The organism is Mesorhizobium sp. WSM4836 (assembly GCF_055811815.1).
Genome location: NZ_JBVVQF010000011.1, coordinates 74706 through 97878, shown reverse-complemented (window position 1 = coordinate 97878; position 23173 = coordinate 74706). Strand labels below are relative to the sequence as shown.

The 23173-nt window shown below is 61.5% G+C and carries 18 protein-coding genes; 8 read left to right on the top strand and 10 right to left on the bottom strand.

The window, feature by feature from the left end:
- Window positions 1-151: 151 nt before the first annotated feature.
- Together AC0L2P_RS15210 and melA are read right to left on the bottom strand one after the other, a co-directional pair.
- Window positions 152-2236, bottom strand: coding sequence for an ABC transporter substrate-binding protein (locus AC0L2P_RS15210; protein WP_473502123.1), 2085 nt, complete (start codon window positions 2234-2236; stop codon window positions 152-154).
- Window positions 2237-2359: 123 nt separating this feature from the next.
- Window positions 2360-3826 (bottom strand): alpha-galactosidase, encoded by a 1467-nt coding sequence (gene melA, locus AC0L2P_RS15205; protein WP_473502121.1) that lies wholly within the window; start codon window positions 3824-3826, stop codon window positions 2360-2362.
- Window positions 3827-4104: 278 nt separating this feature from the next.
- Between melA and AC0L2P_RS15200 the strand changes: the two genes are divergently transcribed.
- On the top strand, window positions 4105-4902 hold the full coding sequence (locus AC0L2P_RS15200; RefSeq protein WP_473502219.1) for an AraC family ligand binding domain-containing protein: 798 nt from the start codon (window positions 4105-4107) through the stop codon (window positions 4900-4902).
- Window positions 4903-5178: 276 nt separating this feature from the next.
- On the opposite strand, the gene AC0L2P_RS15195 is transcribed toward AC0L2P_RS15200, so the two are convergent.
- Complete coding sequence (locus AC0L2P_RS15195) at window positions 5179-5421, bottom strand: hypothetical protein (protein ID WP_473502120.1); 243 nt, start codon at window positions 5419-5421, stop codon at window positions 5179-5181.
- Here AC0L2P_RS15195 and AC0L2P_RS15190 point away from each other — a divergent pair.
- From AC0L2P_RS15190 to AC0L2P_RS15175, 4 genes are all read left to right on the top strand, one after another.
- Complete coding sequence (locus tag AC0L2P_RS15190; protein WP_473502119.1) at window positions 5402-5839, top strand: CBS domain-containing protein; 438 nt, start codon at window positions 5402-5404, stop codon at window positions 5837-5839. The genes AC0L2P_RS15195 and AC0L2P_RS15190 overlap by 20 nt on opposite strands.
- A 114-nt stretch (window positions 5840-5953) precedes the next feature.
- Window positions 5954-6880, top strand: coding sequence for an NADP-dependent oxidoreductase (locus tag AC0L2P_RS15185; protein ID WP_473502118.1), 927 nt, complete (start codon window positions 5954-5956; stop codon window positions 6878-6880).
- Window positions 6881-7200: 320 nt separating this feature from the next.
- A complete protein-coding gene (locus AC0L2P_RS15180; protein WP_473502117.1) occupies window positions 7201-8892 on the top strand; it encodes an FAD-dependent oxidoreductase in 1692 nt (563 codons plus the stop codon).
- Entirely contained in the window at window positions 8889-9200 is a 312-nt protein-coding gene (locus tag AC0L2P_RS15175; protein WP_473502116.1) for a UBP-type zinc finger domain-containing protein, read from the top strand. Before AC0L2P_RS15180 ends, AC0L2P_RS15175 begins: the two co-directional genes overlap by 4 nt.
- Before the next feature lie 61 nt (window positions 9201-9261).
- Here the strand turns inward: AC0L2P_RS15175 and AC0L2P_RS15170 are convergent, their stop codons facing one another.
- The 3 genes from AC0L2P_RS15170 to AC0L2P_RS15160 all read right to left on the bottom strand — a co-directional run bounded on the left by AC0L2P_RS15170 (window position 9262) and on the right by AC0L2P_RS15160 (window position 13587).
- On the bottom strand, window positions 9262-10431 hold the full coding sequence (locus AC0L2P_RS15170; RefSeq protein WP_473502115.1) for a GNAT family N-acetyltransferase: 1170 nt from the start codon (window positions 10429-10431) through the stop codon (window positions 9262-9264).
- A complete protein-coding gene (locus tag AC0L2P_RS15165; protein WP_473502114.1) occupies window positions 10428-11423 on the bottom strand; it encodes a sterol desaturase family protein in 996 nt (331 codons plus the stop codon). The genes AC0L2P_RS15170 and AC0L2P_RS15165 overlap by 4 nt, the downstream gene beginning before the upstream one ends.
- Window positions 11424-11658: 235 nt before the next feature.
- Complete coding sequence (locus AC0L2P_RS15160; protein ID WP_473502113.1) at window positions 11659-13587, bottom strand: heparinase II/III family protein; 1929 nt, start codon at window positions 13585-13587, stop codon at window positions 11659-11661.
- 116 nt (window positions 13588-13703) lie between these two features.
- Between AC0L2P_RS15160 and AC0L2P_RS15155 the strand changes: the two genes are divergently transcribed.
- Together AC0L2P_RS15155 and asnB are read left to right on the top strand one after the other, a co-directional pair.
- Window positions 13704-14945, top strand: coding sequence for a glycoside hydrolase family 5 protein (locus AC0L2P_RS15155; RefSeq protein WP_473502112.1), 1242 nt, complete (start codon window positions 13704-13706; stop codon window positions 14943-14945).
- A gap of 158 nt (window positions 14946-15103) precedes the next feature.
- The gene (gene asnB, locus AC0L2P_RS15150) at window positions 15104-17029 is read left to right on the top strand and encodes an asparagine synthase (glutamine-hydrolyzing) (RefSeq protein WP_473502111.1); all 1926 of its coding nucleotides are present in this window, start codon (window positions 15104-15106) and stop codon (window positions 17027-17029) included.
- Here the strand turns inward: asnB and AC0L2P_RS15145 are convergent.
- Complete coding sequence (locus AC0L2P_RS15145; RefSeq protein ID WP_473502110.1) at window positions 17003-18121, bottom strand: glycosyltransferase family 4 protein; 1119 nt, start codon at window positions 18119-18121, stop codon at window positions 17003-17005. The two genes, asnB and AC0L2P_RS15145, sit on opposite strands and share 27 nt — an antisense overlap.
- A gap of 169 nt (window positions 18122-18290) precedes the next feature.
- Here AC0L2P_RS15145 and AC0L2P_RS15140 point away from each other — a divergent pair, with 169 nt between their 5' ends.
- Window positions 18291-19730, top strand: coding sequence for a lipopolysaccharide biosynthesis protein (locus AC0L2P_RS15140; RefSeq protein WP_473502108.1), 1440 nt, complete (start codon window positions 18291-18293; stop codon window positions 19728-19730).
- 44 nt (window positions 19731-19774) lie between these two features.
- On the opposite strand, the gene AC0L2P_RS15135 is transcribed toward AC0L2P_RS15140, so the two are convergent.
- The 3 genes from AC0L2P_RS15135 to wecB are packed head-to-tail and all read right to left on the bottom strand — an operon-like array spanning window position 19775 to window position 23053.
- Window positions 19775-20578, bottom strand: a complete 804-nt coding sequence (locus AC0L2P_RS15135; protein ID WP_473502107.1) for a WecB/TagA/CpsF family glycosyltransferase — start codon at window positions 20576-20578, stop codon at window positions 19775-19777.
- The gene (wecC, locus tag AC0L2P_RS15130) at window positions 20575-21906 is read right to left on the bottom strand and encodes a UDP-N-acetyl-D-mannosamine dehydrogenase (RefSeq protein ID WP_473502105.1); all 1332 of its coding nucleotides are present in this window, start codon (window positions 21904-21906) and stop codon (window positions 20575-20577) included. Before wecC ends, AC0L2P_RS15135 begins: the two co-directional genes overlap by 4 nt.
- Window positions 21899-23053 carry a non-hydrolyzing UDP-N-acetylglucosamine 2-epimerase gene (gene wecB, locus AC0L2P_RS15125; protein ID WP_473502104.1) on the bottom strand — a complete coding sequence of 385 codons (1155 nt, stop codon included), beginning with the start codon at window positions 23051-23053 and terminating at the stop codon, window positions 21899-21901. The genes wecC and wecB overlap by 8 nt, the downstream gene beginning before the upstream one ends.
- Between the last annotated feature and the right edge of the window lie 120 nt (window positions 23054-23173).

Sequence of the window (23173 nt, the reverse complement as noted above, 5' to 3'; positions counted from 1 at the left end):
CCGCTCGGTTTTGGGGTTTTTCTTCCAAAAACCAAAACCTCCCCCGCGGGCTGTTCTCCCCCGCGGTGGTTTATCCTTACACCTTCCCGGGGGGGGGGCCCCCCCCCCCCCCCGCCCCGCGGCCGGGATTTTTCAAGTCAGGGGAGGAAACTCAGTTCGTCGGACCCTTGTCGCCGGGCTTTCCGGGAAGCTGCTCGGCGAACAGTTCATATTTCTGCTGCTTGTCGACAGGGACCCAGACCCTTTCACGAATGATCGAATCTTCGGCCCAGTTGAACATGAAGATCGGCGTTCCCTGCGGGATATTGGAGAAGCGGTTGTTGATGATCAGCGCGCCGGGATATTCGGTCAGCCCGACGGTATAGACGTGTTGCGTCGAGATCTTCTGGAACTGCTTCATCAGGCTGGCGCGCTCGTCATTGTCCTGCGCCGAGACGAACTTGCTGACGATGTCGACGAGGTCCTTTTCGAACGGCATCAGATCAACCTGGCCGTTTTCCGGAGCGCGATGATTCCAGCTTGTGCGTGGGCCGATGGGCGCCAGTTGCTCGGTGTTCTGTACGACCGAGGTGAGCTCCTCATCATTGCGCCTGACCATCCAATCGAAACGGCCGGAATACATGGACGCGTCGCGCTGGACGCCGTTCAACCCGTTCAGGACAACGCGAAGACCTAGCCTCTCCATCTGGCCGACGACGCCCTCCGCGAGGCTCTTGTCGGTGGTGTAGTCGTTGTTGACGAGCATCACGATCTCGACATTCTTTCCGCCGGCGGGGCCGGCAGGAAAATTGACGAAGCCGTCGCCGTCGGTGTCCTTCAGGCCTGCCTTGGCGAGTTCCGCCTTGGCGCCTTTGAGATCGAAGGGGTAGTAGACCGTCGACTTCCGGTCGTAGAAGCTCGTACCCGAGGAGAAGCCGCCCGGATAGATGGCGGTGAACGGACCCTTGACTAGCGAGTCGCCGAGCGCCTTGCGGTCGAGCGCCATGGTAACGCCCTTGCGGAAATCCTCGTTGCGGTTCAGTTCGCGAACCGCCTGCCCGCGCTCGTCGGGATTGCCCCAGCCATTGCCGGAAAAATTCATCCGCAGATTATAGCCGATCAGCCGTGGACCGAAGGCAAGTCGAGCCGGCGCGTCCTTTTGCGCCGCCCGCTTCAGCGAGGCGACGAAATTCTCCGGCTGCTCCAGATTGGAGATGTCGGCAGCCCCCGACACCGCCTGAACGTCGCGGTCGGCCCAGGTCGACAATTTGTAGTGCAGCTCGTTCAGATACGGCAGCTGGTTGCCCTTCTCGTCGACCTTCCAATAGTACGGATTACGGCGCATGACGATGATGTCGTCGGGGCGGTATGCCACCGGCACCCAGGCACCCATCACGGGCATGTTCATATATTCCGGCGGGAACGCGTTCTTGAACTGCTCGTAAGTGTTCTTCGAATATTTCGGATGCTGCGGCTTGAGGATGTGCGACGGTCCGGGGCAGAATTTGCCGTAAGCCATGGCGTAGAGGTGTTGCTTCGGAAAGGCGTCCTTGAAGGTCCACTCGACGGTGTAGTCGTCGATTTTCTTCAGCGTCGTGCCGACGCCGAAGGTCTCCTGCGTGGCCCCATTCAGCGGCGAGACATTGAGGTCGATCACCTCGTCGTCCCAGTAGAACATCACATCGTCGGCGTTGAACGGAACGCCGTCCGACCATTTCGCGCCCTCGACCAGATGCATCGTCAGCGTGTGGCCGTCCTTCGACCAGTCCCAGCCCCTGGCGAGGTTCGGCAGCGGCTCGGTGTCCTTGGCTTCGACCTGGAAAAGCGGCGCCGTTCGCGTCAGGCATTCGGAGAGCCCGATGTCGATGCCGCCCCAGCCTTGCGTCTGCCCCGCGCCGTAGTTCCATCCTTCCGGCCGGCCGCCGATGACATGGCGCATCGTATCGCCGTAGACGCCGACGCCGTCTGGCATGTTGCCGGTCTTGAAGACCAGAGGCTCCTTCGGCAGCCGGTCCTTGAGCGGCGGCAGCTTGCCTGGCTTGACGTATTTGTCGGTGACCCAATTGGGTTCGTGGTATTCCGGAAGTGCCTTGAACTCCAGGATGGAGTCGCGCGCGACATATTTGATCTTTCCCTCGGCGGGAAATTGCGCGGGCACCAGCGGCACGGTCGGCTCGGATGCATATGCGCTCAGCGCCGAGGCTGAGAGGCTTAGCGTCAGCCCGGCGAAAATGCCAATATTTCGGAAATTCCTCATCGTCTCTCCTCCCTGTTGTTCAGGAGCGCGTTGACGCCGCTCCATTTCTCCTCGAACGAATGCACAGACGGTGCGGCGCCGAAAATCCCTCCGAAACTTTACCGCAATCCGTCCTGATGAAATTCAGACGGCCTGCTTGAGAGCCGTTTTTTCCGCACGCAATTCCTCGATCGAACGGACGTCGCGCCGTGCCGCGCCGGCCCATTCGCGGGTCTTGACCCTGGATTTCGAAAGCCGCTCCTTCGCGGCCGGCACCGCATCGGCATATTGCGGCAACCAGCGGGCCTGGGCGACGACCATCTCGTCCACCATCTGCCAAACCTCTTCCGGCGTCGAAACCGCGCCGACCAGCGGGTCGTGCAGGACCGCGAGCTTCAGCAGGTCGATGTCGCCGCAGATCGCCGCATGAACCGACATGCGCTGGACGTTGATCGAGGAAATGCAAGTGGCGGCGCAGGCCTCCGGCAGCGTGACGCCGGCCGCCATGTTGATGCCGAAGCGATCGACGAAGCCGGGCGACTCGACGATCGCGTCCTGCGGCAGGTTGGTGATGATGCCGTTGTTCTTGACGTTGAAATGGCCGCGATAAACGCGGTTCGTCTCCAGCGCCTCGAGAATGTGGCTGGCATGCTCGTTGGAACGTTTGGCGGGGTCTATCGGCCTGGCGGCGGATTCCAGAAATTGTGGGAATTCCGTTTCGAACCAGTTGCGCGTCTCGGTCGAATAACGAAGGTAGCCGCCGGTCTCGCCGTGGATCCAGTCGGACATGTCGATCCAGCGGGTGATTTCGTCCGGCCGCTTGCGATACCAGGGCAGGTATTCGGAAAGATGGCCGTTGCTTTCGGTCGAATAGATGCCGAAGCGCTTCAGGACGTCGATGCGCAGCTTTTCCTGCTGCGAATAGACCGGATGCGCCTCGAAGGCGGCAACCAGCTCGTCCTTACCGATCTTGCGGCCGTTGAGACGCAGGTCGATGAACCAGGTCTGGTGATTGATGCCGGAGCAGACGTAATCGAGTTCGGTGCGCGACTTGGCGCCGAGCACTTCGGCGATCTGGTCGGCGCCGTGCTGGACGCCGTGGCAGAGGCCGACGGTATCGACCTTGCCATATTCGATCGCCGCCCAGGTGTTCATGGCCATCGGGTTGGCGTAGTTCAGGAATTTCGCCCCAGGCTCCGCGACTTCGAGGATATCCTTGCAGAAATCGAGGATCACCGGAATGTTGCGCTGGCCGTAGAGGATGCCGCCGGCGCAGATCGTGTCGCCGACACATTGGTCGATGCCATACTTCAACGGAATGCGGATGTCGTCGGCATAGGCTTCGAGACCGCCGACACGAACGCAGCTGATGACGTAGCGGGCACCCTCGAGGGCAGCACGGCGGTCGGTCGTTGCCGTAACTTTGGTCGGCAGCCTGTTGAATTCGACGACCCTGTCGAGGATCGACTTGATCATCTGGAGATTGCGCTCGCTGAGATCGGTCAGCGCGAATTCGACATCCCTGAATTCAGGAACGCACAAAATGTCGGTGAAGAGCTTCTTGGTGAAGCCGACGCTTCCCGCACCGATGATAGCGATCTTGAAACTCATCAGTCCTCACCTCGACCTGATCGAATGCTGGGGCAAAGACGGCAAAAAGAGACCCGGCCCGCCTGCAATGGCATGCAGGCTGGAATCCGGTACTTCCTCCCGTCCGCTCTTCGACCGCGGTTTCTTTTGCTTTTCTCGAGGGATTATGCGCCTTATTCAGCACGCGACCAGAGAAGGATTATGCTTTTAGGGGTAATTTTGTGCTGCGGAACTTGATCGACGCCGGGCCGGCGGGCAGGACGGTATCGCTGCCGCGTGGGCGCCAGCGCCTGCACACCATGCCGACAAGCACCGGCTATGAAGTGCGCGAGAACGAGGTTTACGACTGGGATGGGCGCAGGCGCGGCCAGACGCCATTTACCGTGCTCCAGCATACGATCAGCGGCACCGGCCGATTGCGCTACGAGAACCGGAACTACCGCCTGCAAAAGGGCGATACGTTGCTGGTTCTCGTGCCGCACAACCACCGTTACTGGCTGGCCAGGGACGAACGATGGGAGTTCTTCTGGATATCGATGAATGGCGAGGAGGCACTGCGCATCCACAAGTCGATCCTTGCCGCCGTCGGTCCGGTGCTGCGGCTGCAGCCCTCAACGGTCGATCATCTCGCCGACTGCAGCGTGCGCCTGATCACGGGCGCGGTCTCGCCCGGAGCCGCCTCGGCCGTCGCCTATGAAGCAGCCATGGCGCTCTACGACGATGTCTTCGGCTCACATGCGGTCACCGACGACAAGAGCGCCATGCAGCCGGTCATCGATCACATCAAGGCCAATCTCGACAGGCCGCTTCGCGTTGCCGATCTCGCCGAGATCAGCGGCCTGAGCCGCGCGCATTTCTCGCGCTGCTTCGCCGAGAGCGAGGGACTTCCGCCCGCCGAATTCGTCCTGCAGCAGCGACTGCAGCGGGCGGCGAAGTTGCTGACGAAGGCCGACTTCCTGCCGGTCAAGGAAGTCGCCATCATGTGCGGCTTCGAGGATGCCAATTATTTTTCGAAGGTCTTCCGCCGCCTCTACGGCATCAACCCGACGCAGTTCCGCACCAACGGAATGTATGCCAGCCTGGGAACCGCCCGATAGATTGGCACCGCTCGGCATCGGGTACGGGAACGCTTTTGCTTCCCCTCGGTTTAGGACAGGAGGGCCTGCTCGCCGCTGCCCCAATCCGCTCTTGGCGGAGATCAAGCCGCAGATGTCAGGGGAGTGATCGATGAACAATCCCGATCCGAACGACCCGAATCCACTACCGGACAATCCCAATCCGGAGCCGGCCCGGCCGCCTGCCCCGCCGGAGGGACCGCCGGGAGAACCTCCAGGCGTACCCCCGCCCTCGCCGGATCCAATTCCAACGCCGGATCAGGAGCCGATCGGAGTTCCTCCCGGCACGCCTTCCGAAATTCCTTCGGAACCGACTTTTCCCGGGCCGACCGCCTGAAGGGTGGTCGGAATGGAGGAGGGCAAGGGTGATTTGGCGGAGCGCTCGAAACGGGTCTTGCCATGGAACGTTTTGCGCTGGCGCTCATTCACCCTTCCATCACCGAAATTGGCGGCGGGCTCCTGCGATTCGAAGGAGGTTTCAATGAGAGTTGGCAACTGCATGACGAAGGACGTCGAGATCGCCAATCCGCAGCAAACCCTGCGCGATGCGGCAGAAATGATGGGGCGCCTCGATGCCGGCGCGATGCCGGTGGGCGAGAACGACCGGCTTGTCGGCATGGTAACCGATCGCGACATCGCAATCCGCGGCGTCGCCCAAGGCAAGACACCTGACGCCAAGGTTCGGGAAGTGATGAGCACTGAGGTCAGGTATTGCTTCGAAGACGACGACGCGGAGGATGTTTTGCGCAACATGGCTGACCTGAAAGTGCGCCGGTTGCCGGTGCTAAACCGCGACAAGCGCCTGGTCGGCATCGTTTCGCTGGGCGACCTCGCCACGAACAGCGAAACGGCGACAGCCGGTGAAGCGCTAAGCGGCATCTCGCAACCGGGCGGCGAGCATTCGCAAACGGTACACTGACCGCGCATCACCGGCCGGCCTTTGCCACGACCGACCCGCCGGCGGGATAGATGCTGGCCTGCCGGCGAAACTGTCCAGAGGCAAACTGGACTGCAACCCGATGAGGAGCGAGCCATGATTACTATGAAGGCCGTCCGTATCCACGATTTTGGTGGACCGGAGGTTCTGTCGCTGGACGACGTTCCGTTGCCTCAGCCGCATGACGACGAGGTCACGCTCAAGGTCTGCGCGGCAAGCGTCAATCCCGTCGACTACAAGGTTCGCGAGGGCTCTTCGGGCGTGGATCTGCCCATCACGCTCGGCCGCGACGTATCCGGCGTGGTGGAACTGTGCGGCACGCGGGCCCATACGCTGAAGAAGGGTGATCCGCTATATGCCATGCTCGGCAACGACCGCGGCGGCAACGCCGAATATGTCGTCGTCAAGGCAACGGAGGCGGCGGCGAAGCCGCAACGCTTAAGCCACGCCGAAGCCGCCGCCGTGCCGCTTGCGGGTCTCACCGCGTGGCAAGGCCTTTTCGATCACGGCAGCCTCAAATCCGGGCAGCGGGTCCTCGTCCATGGCGGCGCCGGCGGCGTCGGTCACCTGGCGGTGCAGTTCGCAAAGGCTGCGGGCGCGTTTGTCGCGACGACCGTTTCCGCGCAGGATTTCAATTTCGTCCGCGCGCTTGGCGCCGACCAGGCGGTCGATTACAAGAACCAGCGCTTCGAGGAGGTTGTCGAGGACGTCGACCTCGTCTTCGACCTCGTGGCGGGTGAAACACAGGACCGCTCGTGGGACGTGCTCAAACCCGGCGGGACGCTCGTCGCGACGGTTTCCGAACCGTCGGCAGAAAAGGCCCGCCAGCATCGGGCTCGCGGCGTCTCCTATTTGACCAAGCCGAACGCGGCACAGCTTGCCGAAATCAGCCGCCTCATCGACGCCGGGAAGGTCAGGCCATTCGTGCAGGCAATCTATCCTCTCGAGGAAGTCGCCAAGGCCGAGGAACAGCTCGAGAAGCAGCACACGCGCGGCAAGATCGTACTTCAGGTGGCCGCCTAGCGGAGGCAGGCCGTTTTTCTGCTGTCCAGAAGCCCGGCGGCCGAGAGTTTGACACAGGACGGCGCGCCGGGCCTGGCCGGCTCACAAAAGCGCCGGCTGAAGCAGCAATGCGCCGGGTTTGCCGGAACACGCAAATCAAACAAATCAAGGGGATGCAACGGAGTGTGAGGCCCGTCGCGACGACACCGTCGCACGGTCGCCGTCGGTTAACTGCGAAGCGAAGGGCACAGCGTTTACCAACAGGCGGGCTAGGTTCCTACCGGCCCGCAAGCCGCAAAAAACCGCTTCAAACTGTCGGACACCGGCGATAGGTTCGAACCATGTCTCAATCCGCTAGTCCGATCTCCATTGCCCGTCACGATCAGATGTTTCCAGCGCTGGCTGCAGCCGACCTGGACCGCATGGGCCGTTTCGGCGAAGCCGTGTTCTATGCCGCAGGCGAACAGATCGTCAAAGCCGGCGAGCTGGCGCCCGGTCTGATCGTGATCCTGTCCGGCAAGGTGGATATTACCCAGGGCGGCAGCTTCGGCCGGCGCGAAACGATAGTCACGCATGGTGCGGGCAATTTCGTCGGCGAGCTGGCGCAGCTTTCAGCCCGGCCCTCACTGGTGGATGTGGAGGCGGTCGAGCCGGTCGAGGCGCTCGTCATCCCCTCACAAAGGCTGCGGGACCTGATGGTAGAGGAAGCAAACCTCGGCGAGCGCATCATGCGGGCGCTGATCCTGCGCCGTGTAGGCCTGCTCGAGAGCGGTACAGCCGGACCGATCATTGTCGGACCGGTCGACAGCGGCGACGTATTGCGGCTGCAAGGTTTTCTGGCCCGCAGCGGTCAGCCGCATCGGGTTCTCGATTCGGCTACCGATCCTTGCGCCAGGACCCTGATCGAGCGCTTCCATGTCGATATCCACCATCTACCAATTGTGCTCTGTCCGAACGGCAAGCTGCTGCTCAATCCAGGAGAGAACGAGCTTGCGCGCTGCATCGGCCTGGTGAGGCCGATCGACGCCGACAAGCTGTACGACGTGGCAATTGTCGGCGCCGGACCGGCCGGGCTCGCGGCTGCCGTCTACGCGGCTTCCGAAGGGTTGTCTACGATCGTGCTCGATTGCCGTGCCTTCGGCGGACAGGCGGGCGCCTCCTCGCGCATCGAGAACTATCTCGGCTTTCCGACCGGCATTTCGGGAATGGCGCTGATGGCGCGCGCCTATAACCAGGCGCAGAAATTCGGTGTCGAAATGGCGATACCGGACGAGGCGAAGCTGCTGGGCAGTGCAAGCGACACGTCCGGCGCCCAGTACACGCTCGTCGTCGGCGACGGGGAGACCGTGCAGACGCGATCGGTGGTGATAGCCAGCGGTGCACGCTACCGCCGCCTCGACATGCCAAACCTGGCGCAATTCGAGGGAACCTCCGTGCATTACTGGGCGTCGCCGATCGAAGCACGGCTTTGCGCCGGGGAAGAGGTGGCCCTGGTCGGCGCCGGCAATTCGGCTGGTCAGGCTGCCGTCTATCTGGCGGCGCATGTGAAGAAGGTATGGCTGCTGGTGCGCGGCAGCAGCCTGGATGCAAGCATGTCGCGTTATCTGGTGGAGCGCGTCAGTGCACAGCCGAACATAGAAGTGCTGGCTGAGACGCAGATCACGGCGCTGGAAGGCGATGATGGCAATCTTGGCAAAGTGCGCTGGCGCAGCCGCGATACTGAGACAGCACGTCCAATCCGCCACCTCTTCCTGTTCATCGGCGCCGACCCGAACACCGACTGGCTGGCGCAATGCGGCGTGGCGTTGGACGCGAAGGGCTTCGTTCGCGCCGGGCCGGACATTGGCCAGGAACGTGGTGCACTGGAGACGAACCGCCGCGGGGTGTTCGCCATCGGCGACGTGCGCTCCGGCTCGATCAAGCGCGTCGCCGCTGCTGTCGGCGAAGGCGCCCAGGTGGTTGCGGCGCTGCATGCATACCTGGCGCAAAACGGCAGTCTCACCGTGGCGCCACAACTGGTCAGGAGCGTATGATGGCAGACGAATGCAGGCACGCCGGGGACATTCGCGACGTGACGCCGAGCGCGCTCGGCTGCGAGGAATGCCTGAGCAGCGGTTCGCAGTGGGTGCATCTGCGGCTCTGCCGTACATGCGGCCACGTCGGCTGCTGCGACGACTCGCCCAACCGTCATGCCACCAAACATTTTCGGGCAACCGGCCATCCTGTCATCGAAGGCTACGATCCGCCGGAAGGCTGGGGATGGTGCTACATCGACGAAATCTTCCTCGACCTCGGCGACCGCACCACGCCGCAAAACGGTCCGATCCCGCGCTTCATTTGAGCCTTTTTGCCAGCGGGCCGCTAGAGCAATTCCAGGAAAGTGTGAACGGTTTTCCGTCCGGCTAGTCCAAGGCTGCTTCGGCTTGAGCGGGCGTATCGCGTCCCTCTGGTGGTGCCGATGAACGCTCCCGCATATGCCTGACGGTCTGACGAATACGATCTGCAAGAGATGCAAGCGCGCCCTGTGCCGTGCGCGTCCCGATGACGGAGTCCAGGGTAACGCCCTGCGTTGCAAACTTGTGTTTGAACGACTCTGCGCCGCAGAGGAAATCGACCATGCTCAAGCCGTGATCGATCGACCACTGTACATAGTCCATCAACAGGACCACGCCCGGCGACGCCCGGCTGAAATCCGGATCGAAGGTGGTCACGAAAGCCATCATCACGCCGCGCTGCACGAAGTTGATGGACACCGCGACCATCGCGCCGCTGCATTCGAGGACGAAGACATGCAGCACTCCGGCGCGCGCCAATGCATCGACCAGCGCGGCGAGTACAGGTACGCCCTCGTCGAAAAGGTCGGACTCACGCATGCGCTCGGTCAGCCATTTCCGCTTCAAGACCGCGAGCCGTTCCAGTACGGGTTGGAGCGGCTCGTCGGGCGCAAGCAGGCGAAATCTCACCTCTCCGGTTTCTTCCAGCGCTTTTATGCCGCGCCGATAGTTCTGGCGCGTCTTTTTCGACTGGTCCGCGAACCATGCCGCTCCGCTTTTCCATTGTCCGCCAACGCGATAGCTGACTTCCGTTCGGTGAAAGGGACGAAGCCTGATGCCGCCGGAAGCTCCCGGCGTGAAAATTTTGCGGGCCGCCGCATCCGGCGAGAGGCGACTGATCAAGGCAAGATCGAAGCCACCCGCCTCGCAGAGTTGGGTCCACAGCTCCTGCAGCGCCGACAACGAGCATTCCGGGGCGACGAGAATGTCCCCATAGTCGGTATAGCTGCCGGCCGCCCATTCGAGAAACCGCAGCCCCCTGCGCCTGCCGATCGCCAGCGGAACGACGGCAACGAGTTTCTCGCCCTTCCAGACCAGGCCGATTCGCAACGCGCGCTGGTCACGGCGTTGCACGGTACTCCACCACGCCGAAATCCAGGCATGGCTTTGAAAGATCAGCCCGTCGGTACGATGCCAAAGCTCCATCCAGGCGGCTTCGACCGAAGCCAGGCGATCCGCCGAACGGACGATTTCCAGGCGTTCGGCGCCCAGCGCCTCGATGGAAACAACGGTGTTCATGAAGGCGAACTGTCCTGTGGCTGGGCGACCACATTGGGCCGCCTTTGAAACAGTCGCATGACATGCCTTGCCATCTTCTTGAGCGGCAGGATGTAGAGCCCAAACAGCGACTGATAATCGCGCACGTCGCGATCGACCAGGCCAAACTTCAGGTCTTCATCCGGCTCCGGCACAAACTGCGTTCCGAACAGCCGATCCCAGAACGAAAAAAGCAGGCCGAAATTCTTGTCATAATGACGTGGATCGATACTGTGATGCACCTGGTGCCAGTGCGGACACAGGATGATGTTGTTCAACGGGCCGAACGAGATCTTGAGATGCGTATGGCGAACAAAGTCCATCATCAGGATGTTGCGGATGATGTAGACATTGATGCCGAAGATAGCGACCTCTATCGGGTCGAGTGCAATCAGGCTCCAGATGCCGAAGCAGATGCCCGGGATGATGCCATCCCACATACGGTTCATCAGATCGTCCAGCGGATGAACCCGGTCCTTGGTGATCCCCACCATCACCTCGGCCGAATGATGCACCTTGTGCAATTCCCATAGGAACGGGAAGCGGTGCTGGGCGACGTGGTAGAGGTAGTATGAGATATCATAGGCGACCAGCATGGTTGCTGTGAAGATGACGATCGTCACCGGTCCCGCCGGGCCGCCGAGAAGCGGCGCTTGGACGTTAAGAAGCCAGCCAATTGCCTCGCGTGTGCCATAGCCCACCGCGACGACGAAGGTGACGCCGGCAGGAATAAGCAGGAAAGGCATCATCGCCCGTTTCGTGATCCAGAACAGGGCGTCGGCTCGCGCCGACGGGTGCAGGATGACTTCCTGTGGGAAGGCGAAGTCGAAAAAGTCCCTGAGGGACTTATGTTCGGCAGTTCGCCAGTAAGCGATCACCGCGCTGCCCAATGCGGTGAGGAGAAGCAGGCCGAGCGTGGTCAGATTGACGTTCGAAACCTTTTCCACAATCGCTCTGGCAAATTCGGAAAACATCGTTGCAGCGGCTCCTGGTCGTAAGAAGGCAGTCTGGGGTCGTAAGAAGGCGATCTGGCGAATGCAAAGCACGAAATTCCCGCCAACCCGCTACGCCGCCTGCAATCAGTGGCTGTTGCGGACGCAACGGGCAAAGCAGGCTGGATGCTATGAGACTAGCAGACCAACGGTAACGAAACCGCTAAATGTCCAAACGTAATTAATGTCGAATACGGCTGGAACTCGCCCGGCAACTCTACGTTGGCGCTGGTTTTTGCTGTTGCGGCGGGTGAATTGGGGCAAGATGTATATCGATCCCGGCTTCACCCACTTCACCGTGCCAAGCGAGCCGTTCGGCTTGCTGCCTAGTGCCAAAACGCAGTGAGACCCAACCACCTTGGCCCGGCATGTCACCGCCGGCGCCGATATCGAGCGCAGCATCAGGAAAGCGGATGGCCAACAGCGCCTCGTCGCCGCGCAACACCGTGACCGTGTTTTCGTGCCGGTCGGCATGGAGGCCGGCTGCCAGTTGGAAGACGACCTCGGACTGGCGCCTGCCGCCGAGCAGTTGGTCGGTGATGAGGATGCCATCGGCCTGGCGCGCCAAAGTGCGCTGATGGACGACGCCAAAGCGACTTCTATAGCCATCATGCCGGGCGCTCAGCCTCCAGTGCGTTCCCGGCTCGCTCTCCACCAGCGCTGCGACTGCCTTGTGCGACCAGTTGAAATTCCCAGCGATGGTGCTTTGGCTTTTACCCTCGATATTCAGCGTGTTGTGCGCCGGTGTGGAACGGAACCAGTCGCGCCACGCGCCTCCCGAACCGTAGAGCCAGGTGCCGGGATCGACCAGCACCGGCTCACCGTCGATGCACAGGGTAAGCGACAGCGCGTCGGCATGGCCGTGCGCCGCTATCGAGAGATAGCCCAGCGGTCCATGATCGAACGCCAGTTCGACATTGCGGCCATTCATTGCTCCGCGCCAGACTGAGAGCCCGCCTTGCGCGAATGTCTGCAAACCATGCACCGCGGGCGCCGGGCCCGACGGCGCACCAAAGAAAAGCGAACGAAAGTCGTCGGGCTCCGGCGCGTTGCCCGGCGTCCCCAATAAGCCGTGGATGGCGGCCGCGACGGATCGGACATAGTTCGGCTCGTCGCCCAGCTTCAGCACATTCCCCTCATCGTCGTCGCCGAAGCGGGCGGCTCTTTGTGGCAGCCAGCCGACGAAATTGGCGAAAGCGCCCAGACGCGCTTCGACAGCCGAGGGAAACGGCGTTCCCGCCTGGCGTGCCGCGGCGGCGCAAAGCAAGATGAGTTCGGCGCTGAAGGCTGCATAGGTCGGCGTTTGCTCGGCACCGGCGCCGTCGACAAGAATCTGCTTGTGCGCCTCCTTCAAGAGGGCGCTGCGGGCAATTTCGGATTCGGCCCCGAGCGCGAGGCCAGCCAGATATTCGCCAGCCAACTCTGCGACGAGATGGTTGTTGGCGGAGGAATATCGCGACGGAAACCGCGGCAGCCAATAGGCGCTTGCCGCGAGTATCTCACCAGCTTTCCGCAGCGTCGCCGGTTCAAGCCGGTCACCGACGAGGTCCAGGGTGACAATCAGGCTGATGGCGCGCAGCGCTACTTCGATGCCGGAAGCCCAGCCAATGCCTCGGAACGGCGGATTGGCGGCATGCCAACTGCCGATTGCAGCCCCGATGGCACTCCGGGCTCGATTGTCCTCGCTGAGGAGCAGGTGTGCAGCCAGTACTGGCAATTGCTGCAGCCGGTTGATTTCCCAGACATATTTTATATCGCCAAGATCGCCGCCATCGCGAAAATCGATATCGAAAGTATGAGCCTCGGGGCCAGGCCAAAGCCTGCCGGTCACCGGATCAAGGCGCCAAAGCTCAGCAGGAAACAAAAGATCGGGCTCACGCTTTGGCCATGTCCGCCCGAGTGCCGAAAACCGGCCCTGAAGCATCTCTTGCGCGGCCGCCTTTATGGCTTGCCGTTGAGCGTCGGTCGCTGCCAGCGCAGCATGGCGAAATCCGGGCAGCACTGGGTGCAACTGCGGCGATGGATAGCGCTCCCACCCATCATCGCGACGGCGCGACGCGACCCTTCGACGTTGCTCGCCGAGCCGGTGCAACACCTCGGCCGGCCCCATACTGCGCAATCGGTTGATGTACCAGCCGATTCTCATGCAGGCTCCGTCCGGGTTTCGGTCCTTGTATACCATGCCGTCGAAAAGCTGCGGGCCGGCAATCTTTTTCCCCATTCGTTGCGGTTAATATCTCCCGCGACCATACGGAGGGAGCGATGGGAAAAGCAGTATATGTTGTTGCCTGGGTGCTCGCCTTGCTTGTGGGTGCCGAGGCAGCGCCCATCCCTCTCAAGCGCGGCGTTGGCGTGCATCAGTGGCTCAACTGGTCGCCTGTGGACAAAGACGGAATCTACGTTTGGCCGCCCTATCGCAGCGAAAAGGACTGGCTTGCGGGAAGCAGGCCGCTCACCGACTGGCCGTCCGGGGAGGTGTTTGCCCACATCCGATCGATGGGCTTCGACTTCGTCCGGCTGAGCGTCGATCCCGGGCCGCTGCTTGCCAGCGAGGGCGCCAAGCGGCAGCAGGCGCTGGACATACTTGCCGCCGCCGTCGAGCGGATCACGTCGACCGGCCTCAAGGTGGTTTTCGACCTGCATGGCGTCACTCAGGTTCCCGACTACAGCATGGAGATGATCTATGGCGGCGCTGACAGCGAGGGCGTTGCCCGCTATCGTCAAATGGTTGTGGCGGTCGCCGCCATGCTGGTCAAGATAGGCCCCGACAAAGTCGCCCTCGAACCTTACAACGAGCCCGCATACTACCCTTGCGATGCGAACGGCAGCGATGACTGGCAGCGGATCATGGCAGGGACCGTCCACGACATTCGAGCGGTCAGCAGCGAACTTACCATCGTTGCAACCGGCGCCTGCGGCGGCAGCATTGCCGGACTGGTCAACCTCAGGCCCGGCTTTGATGACCCAAACCTCTATTACAGCTTCCATATGTATGAGCCGCACAGCTTCACCCACCAGCGGCCCGATGACACAACCAGCTTTGCTTCGGGACTTCCATGGCCGGCCGACAGCAGTACACCCGAAGTGGTGACCGAAACCCTTAGAGCGCGGATGGAAGCTGCCGGCTTGAGCAGGGTCGAGCAGGTGATGAATATGGCCACAGCGAGCGAAGCAATATCCAAATATTTCGAGGAAAACTGGGGCCGAAGCCAACTGGAGGCGAGCTTTCGCCAGGCTGTCGACTGGGTTGAAGGCCATGGCATTCCCAGCCGGCGGCTCTTCATCGGCGAATTCGGCGCTATCCTCATGTCCGCGGACGGCCGCATGGGCGCCTACGAGGCCGACCGTTCGCGCTATCTCAAGGCAGTGCGCCAAGAGGCCGAACGCTTCGCGATCCCATGGTCTGTCTGGGAGTTCTCCAATCCCTATGGGATGAGCCTCATCCTGCCCGATGGCCCCCCGGTACCCGACCCGGAGATGCTGCAGGCATTGGGCCTGCCATAGGTGCCGACAGCCCCTCACCGTTAAGCAGCCGGTGGCAAATCCTGACCGCCAGGCGAACGGCCTGCGGCAGCTTTCTCCCGGTTGGGTTGTGTTGGCACGAAGGGTTTAAACACATTTGTCGTACTGGAGTGGAGGAATGCGCGCGCCCAGGGGGAACAATGTGTGGAATTGCCGGATGGATCGGTCGAAGGGCCGGAAATCCACAAGAGCAGGCCGCCAGAATGTCGAACGCATTGCGGCATCGCGGTCCCGATGCCGAAGGCACCGAGATACTGGACCTGAATACCGGCGAAGAACAATTGGCTTTGGTCCATCGTCGCCTGGCGATTATTGACTTGACGCCCGAGTCGAACCAACCGATGCAGATTGAGGACGGCCTTCTCAGGATAATTTTTAACGGCGAGATATATAACTATGTCGAGCTGCGCCAGGAACTGATCGGCCTTGGCCATCATTTTCGAACGCGCTCCGATACCGAGATGCTGCTTCGAGCCTACGATCAGTGGCACTTGTCCATGTTCGACCGGCTGAGCGGCATGTTCGCCTTTGCCCTGTGGGATCCTCAGAGGCAGGAATTGATCCTTGGCCGGGATCCCTTCGGGGAAAAGCCGCTTTACCTCATGCAAAGCGAAAAATTGCTGCTGTTTGCCTCGGAGATCAACGCATTGTTGTCGTCGCAGCAAGATGCGCAGCAACTCGACCTGGATGCCGTGGACGAGTATCTGCACTGGCGTTATGTGCCGGGACCACGCACGCTTTTTAAACAGATCCGCAAGCTCAATCCCGGAAGCTATGCTGTCTGGTCGCAAGGGGTAGTCAAGGAAACGCGCTACTATACGCCTCCGGACCAGGCGGCCCTAACCGAGCGGATCGACGGAAAAACCGCCAAGCGGCGATTTCTGGAACTGCTCGACCATTCCGTCGAGATCAGGATGCGCAGCGATGCACCTTTTGGGGCCTTTCTCTCCGGAGGGCTCGACTCCTCGGCTATCGTCGCGCTGATGGCCGGGCATAGCGTCACGCCCATTCGCACGTTTTCTGTCGGGTTCGACGACGCAGCCTATAGCGAACTTGCATTCGCCCGGCGCGTTGCCGATCATTTCAAGACCGATCATTGCGAACTTGTCGTCCAGCCAGGCGATCTGATGGATCATCTGCCGGCGATGGTTCGCCAACGCGGGGCACCTGTTTCGCAAAGCAGCGATATTCCAATTTACCTGATGTCGGAGCGAGCCTCGCAAGACGTCAAGATGGTGCTCACCGGGGAAGGAGCCGACGAGATTCTCGGCGGCTATCCCAAGCATCGCGCGGAATCACTGGCCGGGATCTACCAGTCGCTTGTTCCAGCCTCGCTGCACGATAACGTCCTTTCTCCTTTGGTACGGTCGACGCCGGGCGCGTCGGCCAAGCTCGATACGTTTGGCCGCACCGCGGGCGAAAGGAACTTTGCCGCCCGGATGGTCTCATGGTTTGGAGCCGTGTCGGCGCGAGAGCGCGCCTGCCTGATCGGTGCGTCCGCAGATCGCCGTTATGAGCGCAACGAGTTTCCGTTCTCGTCAAGCGCTGCGGCCTCCCATCTTCGCCGCGTGCTGTTTTTCGATCAGACGTCGTGGCTGCCCGACAATCTCCTGGAACGAGGCGACCACATGATGATGGCCGGTTCAATCGAAGGAAGAATGCCGTTCCTCGATCGCGATCTGGTCTCGTTCGTCAGCAAATTGCCCGATCGCTACAGGCTGGGTTGGTTGCACAGCAAGCAGATCCTGCGCGACAGCATGGCCAACATCCTTCCGGAGGAAATTCTCAGCCGCCGCAAGCTCGGCTTCAAGGTACCGGTCGCCGAATGGTTTCGCGGATCGATGAGGAACTACGTGCATGACCATCTTTGCTCCTCTCATTCGGTTATTCGCAGCTATCTGAGTCCGAAACAGCTTGATCAAATCGTCTCGGAACACACCACGCGTGCCGCCGACCACGAAAAGGTTATATGGGCGCTGCTGAATTTGGAGATATTCCACCGCGAATTCAGGCTCGAAGCGCCGCCGCGATCATCGGCCTCAGTGCTTGACCGGTTGACGGCTTGACGCGGCCGACCGCCAGACATCGCAGATTGCGCCGACAAACGGGGCGAGCTCAAGCCGTTCCCGATGCACGGCCATGGCACCGGCACCAAGCCTTGCCCTCAGTGCCGGGTTCTCCACGAGGCGGCTCAACGCGTCGGTCAACGCTGTAATATCGCCTGGCGGCACCAGCAGTCCGGATTGCCCGTCGGTAATTATGTCTTCGACCGCGCCAACCGGCGTCGCCACCACCGCCAAACCGGCTGCCATGCCTTCGATCACCGACATCGGCAGATTTTCGGCGAAGGAGGGGAGAACCAGAATATCGGCCGAAGAGATCAGCGAGGCGACATCGTCTGATCCCACCCAGCCCGGAAAGGCGGTCCGGTCTGCAATTCCCAGTCCGGCTGATTTTGCCCGTGCCGCCTCGACTTCGCCATCGCCGGCAATCGTCGCGCGCCAATTCTTGACAGGGTTCATGCGGTGCAGCGCGTCCAACAATTGCGGTACGCCCTTGCGGTCGCCGATGCGGCCCAGAAACAGAATATGCACATGGTCGCCGCCGCCGACATACGCCAGCGACGGGACTTCGGTCGCATTGGGGACGATTACGATATTGCCAGCTGCGCCCGGCGCCCGACCGGCGACGAAATCGCGCCAAAGCCTGCCCAAAACGATCACCCGATCGGCACGCTCGAACAGAGCTTTGATACGGCGGCTTATGAAACCGCGGTCGGCTTTCCAGAATGTCTGATACTGCGCCCCGTGCAAATGCAGGACATAGGGTATCGACAGCAGCCGTGCGCAGGCGGCGATCACCATCTTGCGGTAGGTACTGCCGGAAACTGAGATGTTGATATGAATGACATCGGCGCGTCCAGCCAGACGCGCTTTAAGCATCCGTAAGCAAAAGCCGAGCATATAGAAGATCGAAAGTCCGACATGGCCCGGGCCACGGCTGGCAAGGAAGCACACATCGATGTCGGCGATTTCTTGCCGTTCGAACTCCTGCTTCAGCGCCCCCATGATGCGGTCGATGCCGCCCTGCCCCGAAACACCCGACGGCGTCGCGACCAGGACATGTATTTTTCGATCGGATATGAGGCGCTGCAACATGATGGTACTCTAAATAACACAGACCGGGTAACTGCAAAGCAAACGTTCCCGATAAGGTTTACGGCAAATCTTTTAGTTCAAACTGAATCTGTTCACTCTTCGCCGTCATCGCGCTGGATTTTCCGCCAGTCGGCGGCTAGTCGAAGGTGAGTTTTCCAGGGAAACGCCCTTGCTGCTCCGTTCCACGCTCATTTATGCTCCGGCGATCCTGCTGACGCGAATTTCGGCGCTGCTCCTGCTGGTGGTCGTGACGCGTTTGATCGACCAGACCGAGTATGGCCTGCTCACCCTGGTGGTGACCGTCGGTGAAATGACCGACATTGCCGTCACCAACTGGCTGCGCATCGCCTTGCTCAGGCTTGGCGGCAAGGGCGAGGTCAGCCGCGGCAGCCTGATGCTGGCCGGGCAGGTGTTGCTTGCCACCACGGCGCTGGCGCTGGTCATATCGATAGGCGCGTCGGCGGTGATCGTGCCTGAACGCTGGGTCGAGTTCGCGATCGCGGTCTGCGGCTATCTGGTCGCCGGGTCCATCAGCCGCTTCGCGTTGACGGTGCTGCAGATGCAGCAGCGCCATTCGGTCTATTCGATGCTAGAAGCCCTGCGTGCCCTGCTGCAACTCGCGTTGCCGATCGGCGCCATCCTTGTCTTTCAGGATAGCTTCCTGACGGTCTCGCTCGGCTCGAGCCTCGGCGCCTTGATTGCCGGCATCGTGGCAGGCATCATGGCATCCCGGCGCGTCGTTACCGGTCCGCCGCGCTTCAGCCACAGGGACTTCTTTGCGCTCGGTGTGCCGCTGATCATCATGGCGCTGGTAGGCTTCGGGCTCAACAGCGCGGAGCGTCTGTTCCTCAAAATCTATTACGATGCCAGCGCCGTGGCGATTTTCGCCGCAGCCTATGCGCTGGCCCGCCAGCCGATCGACATGGTCGCCAACGCCATCAACATGGGCGCCTTTCCCGAGGTGGTCAGCCGGTTCGACGAGGACGGGCCCGCGGCGTCGGGTCGGCTGCTGTCGCAGCTGATGGCGCTGATGATGCGACTTTGCCTGCCGATTGCAGCGATGCTGGTCGCGCTCAGCAGCGATATCACCGAACTCATGCTGCCCTCGCAATATCACGGCCGCTTCGGCCTGCTGTTCCCGATCATTGCCTTCAGCGTGCTGTGCGCCAACCTCACCAGCTTCGTCTATGGCGTCGTGGTGCACGCGCACAAGCGGCCGTGGCTGCTGATCATCGCCAATCTCTTCGGGTCCATGGCTACGATCGCATTGTCCCTGCTGTTGATCCCCCCGATGGCGGAGGTCGGCGCCGCTTTGGCGCTGGCGGGCGGCTCGGTGGTGGGCTCGATAACCTGCATCATCATCAGCGAGCGGCTCACGCCGGTGCCGGTGCCGTGGCGCGACATCGGTGTTTCGGTCATCATCTCGGTCAGCACCGGGGTGGCCGCCAAGCTTGCAAGCATGGTGGCCGGCGACGTGCCGGCAATCTTCTCGCTTGTCGCTGGCGGCACCGCCGGAGCTGCGGTCTTCTTCGGGCTGACCTCGTTGTTCCACCCTGTGGCAGCGACGCAATTCGTTGCCCAGCTGCGGGCGCGGCTACGGATCGCATAAAGCGAAGTCCAGGGCCAACGCCTGTTTTGTGGGTGAACGCGAAACTACAAACCGGCGTTTCGGCGCCAGCGACGCTCCCAGAACTCCCGGCACAGCAGCCCGGCATAGGCAGTGTTGGTCTCGTAGTAGCGGCGCCACAAGCGTCGCGGCTCCTGCACTACGCGGAACAGCCACTCCAGGCCGGTCGCTTGTATCAGCTTCGGCGCACGGGCAACCTTGCCGCCATAGACGTCGAAACTGCCACCCACGCCCATCACGAAGCTTGGGGCGAGTTCACCGCGGTAGCGTTTGAGAAAGCGCTCCTTGCGCGGTGTCGGCATGGCCACCAGCAGGCAGTCGGCGTCCGAGACGTTGATCGCCGTGACGATCCCGGCCTCGTCCTCCGGCTTGAAATATCCATTGCGCATTCCCGCTATGCTGAGGCTCGGATGGTCTTTGGCAAGTCTCGCTGCAACCGCGTCCAGAACGTGCTGTTCGGCCCCCAGCAGATACGGCCTGAACCCACGCTTCGCGCAGAGGCTCAGCAGATTGGTCATGATGTCGACGCCCGCGACCCGCTCGGGCAGCGCAACGCCGCACAGACGTGCACCCCAAAGCACGCCGATGCCGTCGACATTGACCACGTCAGCCCCTGCCACGTCCTCGCGCAGTTCGGCATTCTGGCGCATTGTCACCAGCTTGGCGACGTTCACGACCACATGATGCAGCGGCCGCTGCAGGGTCATCGCCTCGTCGGCGATGGCCAGCGTCTCTGCCATGGTCAGCGCATGGATAGGTGCGCCAAGGAACTCCCGGCGCCGTGATGCCAACAGGGAATGCTGCGCCCATGCCGGGGCGTGCGCGTTCATGCGGCCTGCTCCCTTGCAAGCGTCACTTGTGCGACCTCTGGTTTCTTGCCTTCGATGCGGGCGTCAGGCTTGCGTGCCTTGCGCCACGTCCACAGGCCCCTCGTATCGACGAGCTTCCTGTCCTTGAGCGCTTCGGGGTCGACCAGATTGAATTGCCGATGGTCGACCAGGAGGACGACGATATCGGATTTGTCGATGGCCGAAAGTGCGTCGGTGAACACGATGCCCCTGCCCTCGAGCTCATGCGGCAGCGCATTTGTGTTGGGTTCAGCCGCAATGATCTTCACATTGGGGATGTCGGACAGAAGCTTCACCACCTCGACGGCCGGGCTCTCGCGCAAATCGTCGATATTGGCTTTGAAGCTGAGGCCAAGACAGGCGATTGTCTGTTTGCGGGAGGGGTCGAGCAAGGCCTCGATATCCCTGACCACCGACATGGGCCGCTCGGAATTGATCCGGCGTGCCGAAGCCATCAGCCGCGTGCTGTTGGGCGCCGCATCGATGATAAAATACGGATCGACCGCAATGCAGTGACCGCCAACGCCCGGGCTCGGCTGGAGGATGTTCACGCGAGGGTGCCGATTGGCGAGATCGATCACTTCCCATACATTGAGCGACAGGTCCTGACATACTGCGGCAAGCTCGTTGGCAAAGGCGATATTGACGTCGCGGAACGCGTTCTCCGTCAATTTCACCAGCTCAGCACTTTCGGCCGTCGTCATGAACAGGTCGCCGGTGACGAAGGTCGAATAGAGTGCCGCTGTCCGTTCCGACGATTTGCGGGACAATCCGCCGATCGAGCGATCGTTGTTGATCAGCTCGGTCAGCACCTTTCCCGGCAGCACGCGCTCGGGCGAATAGGCAACCAGCACATCGGCGTCTTCGCCGTGCTGGACAGGAAATTTGAGATCGGGCCGCAGCTCGGCAAGCAGCCTGGTCATGATACGCGTGGTTCCGACCGGCGATGTCGATTCCAACACCACCAGGTCTCCCCGCTTCAGCACCGGGGCGATGCTTCGTGCCGCGGCGAGCACGTAGGTCACGTCCGGCTTATGGTCGTGCGTCATCGGGGTCGGCACGGCGATGATATACGCGTCCGCCGGCTGCGGCGTGCTGTAGGCCATGAGCTTGCCGTTTGCCACGACCTTTTGGATCAGGCCGTCGAGGTCCGGCTCGACGATGTGGATTTCGCCGCGGTTGACCTTCTCGACCACCGCTCCGTTGACATCGACGCCAACGACGTTGAGCCCGCGGCTGGCGAAAATGGCGCAGGTCGGCAGGCCGATATAGCCCATGCCGATTACGGAAACGGTCTTGATTTCAGCCATGATGCAGCAGTTCCTCAACAATCCGGTTACTGGCCCGGCCATCGCCATAGGGGTTGTGTCGTTCCGCCATGCCGCGATAGGCAGCCTGATCGTCGAGCAGGCGATTGGCGTTGAACAGGATTTTCTCGACATCGGTGCCGACAAGACGGGCGGTGCCGGCCACGATCCCCTCGGGTCGCTCGGTATTCTCGCGCATCACCAGCACCGGCTTGCCGAGCGAGGGCGCTTCTTCCTGCACGCCGCCGCTATCGGTAAGGACGAGATAGCTCTGCTTCTGCAAGTACAGGAACGGCAGATAGTCCTGCGGCTCGACCAGATGGATATTCGGCACACCTTCCAGCTCTGCGTTGACCACCGAGCGCACATTGGGGTTTGGATGCACCGGGTAGACGATCTGCACGTCTCCGCGTGCCGCCAGTCCCTTCAACGCCGTACAGATGCGCTGGATGCCGCCGTCGAAATTCTCGCGGCGATGGCCGGTAACGAGGATCATCTTCTTGGAATGGTCGAGGAAGGGAAAGCGGGCCGCGAGCTTCGCGTTCATCAGCCTGTCGGCATCGATCGCGCTTGAAAAATGCAACAGCGTGTCGATCACCGTGTTGCCGGTCACGAAGATGGTGCTTTCGGGCTTTCCTTCGGCGATGAGGTTGTCGCGCGCCTGAACGGTCGGCGCAAAATGCCACTTGGCGATGTCGCCGGCAATCTTGCGGTTCAGTTCTTCGGGGAAGGGCGAGTTGATGTTGTGGCTGCGCAATCCTGCTTCGACATGAGCGACCGGGATACGCTTGTAGAAGGCAGCCAGAGCCGCGGCCATCGCCGTCGTGGTGTCGCCCTGCACCATGACGATATCGGGCTTTGCTTTGTCCAGTACCTCGGCCATGCCCAGGAGCACGCGCGAGGTCACGTCGAACAGTGACTGGCCGGGTTGCATGATGTTGAGATCGTGATGCACAGGCAGGCCGGTCAGCTCCACAACCTGGTCGACCATTTCACGATGCTGGGCGGTTATGCATATTTCGGTGATGAAGCCTGGATGAGCAAGGGCGGCACGCGCCACTGGAAAGCATTTGAGTGCCTCCGGCCTCGTGCCGAACACGATCAGCAGTTTCTGCCTGGACGGCAGTTTTGGGTGTGAAAGGACGTTCATCGGTGATCCTGGTCGCCTGCAGCCCTCGGGACATGCCGACTATTGCCCGCAAGAGCCATACTAGCGCCGGAAACCGTCTTCGTGATCTCAATTCTTAATATATGATTAACAACCAAGGCC

Excerpts from the sequence above, each read along its gene's own strand:
- AC0L2P_RS15210 (WP_473502123.1), bottom strand. The coding sequence starts at position 2,236 with ATGAGGAATTTCCGAAATATTGGCATTTTCGCCGGGCTGACGCTAAGC.
- melA (WP_473502121.1), bottom strand. The coding sequence starts at position 3,826 with ATGAGTTTCAAGATCGCTATCATCGGTGCGGGAAGCGTCGGCTTCACC.
- AC0L2P_RS15200 (WP_473502219.1), top strand. The coding sequence starts at position 4,105 with ATGCCGACAAGCACCGGCTATGAAGTGCGCGAGAACGAGGTTTACGAC.
- AC0L2P_RS15190 (WP_473502119.1), top strand. The coding sequence starts at position 5,402 with ATGAGAGTTGGCAACTGCATGACGAAGGACGTCGAGATCGCCAATCCG.
- AC0L2P_RS15195 (WP_473502120.1), bottom strand. The coding sequence starts at position 5,421 with ATGCAGTTGCCAACTCTCATTGAAACCTCCTTCGAATCGCAGGAGCCC.
- AC0L2P_RS15185 (WP_473502118.1), top strand. The coding sequence starts at position 5,954 with ATGATTACTATGAAGGCCGTCCGTATCCACGATTTTGGTGGACCGGAG.
- AC0L2P_RS15180 (WP_473502117.1), top strand. The coding sequence starts at position 7,201 with ATGTCTCAATCCGCTAGTCCGATCTCCATTGCCCGTCACGATCAGATG.
- AC0L2P_RS15175 (WP_473502116.1), top strand. The coding sequence starts at position 8,889 with ATGATGGCAGACGAATGCAGGCACGCCGGGGACATTCGCGACGTGACG.
- AC0L2P_RS15170 (WP_473502115.1), bottom strand. The coding sequence starts at position 10,431 with ATGAACACCGTTGTTTCCATCGAGGCGCTGGGCGCCGAACGCCTGGAA.
- AC0L2P_RS15165 (WP_473502114.1), bottom strand. The coding sequence starts at position 11,423 with ATGTTTTCCGAATTTGCCAGAGCGATTGTGGAAAAGGTTTCGAACGTC.
- AC0L2P_RS15160 (WP_473502113.1), bottom strand. The coding sequence starts at position 13,587 with ATGAGAATCGGCTGGTACATCAACCGATTGCGCAGTATGGGGCCGGCC.
- AC0L2P_RS15155 (WP_473502112.1), top strand. The coding sequence starts at position 13,704 with ATGGGAAAAGCAGTATATGTTGTTGCCTGGGTGCTCGCCTTGCTTGTG.
- asnB (WP_473502111.1), top strand. The coding sequence starts at position 15,104 with ATGTGTGGAATTGCCGGATGGATCGGTCGAAGGGCCGGAAATCCACAA.
- AC0L2P_RS15145 (WP_473502110.1), bottom strand. The coding sequence starts at position 18,121 with ATGTTGCAGCGCCTCATATCCGATCGAAAAATACATGTCCTGGTCGCG.
- AC0L2P_RS15135 (WP_473502107.1), bottom strand. The coding sequence starts at position 20,578 with ATGAACGCGCACGCCCCGGCATGGGCGCAGCATTCCCTGTTGGCATCA.
- wecC (WP_473502105.1), bottom strand. The coding sequence starts at position 21,906 with ATGGCTGAAATCAAGACCGTTTCCGTAATCGGCATGGGCTATATCGGC.
- wecB (WP_473502104.1), bottom strand. The coding sequence starts at position 23,053 with ATGAACGTCCTTTCACACCCAAAACTGCCGTCCAGGCAGAAACTGCTG.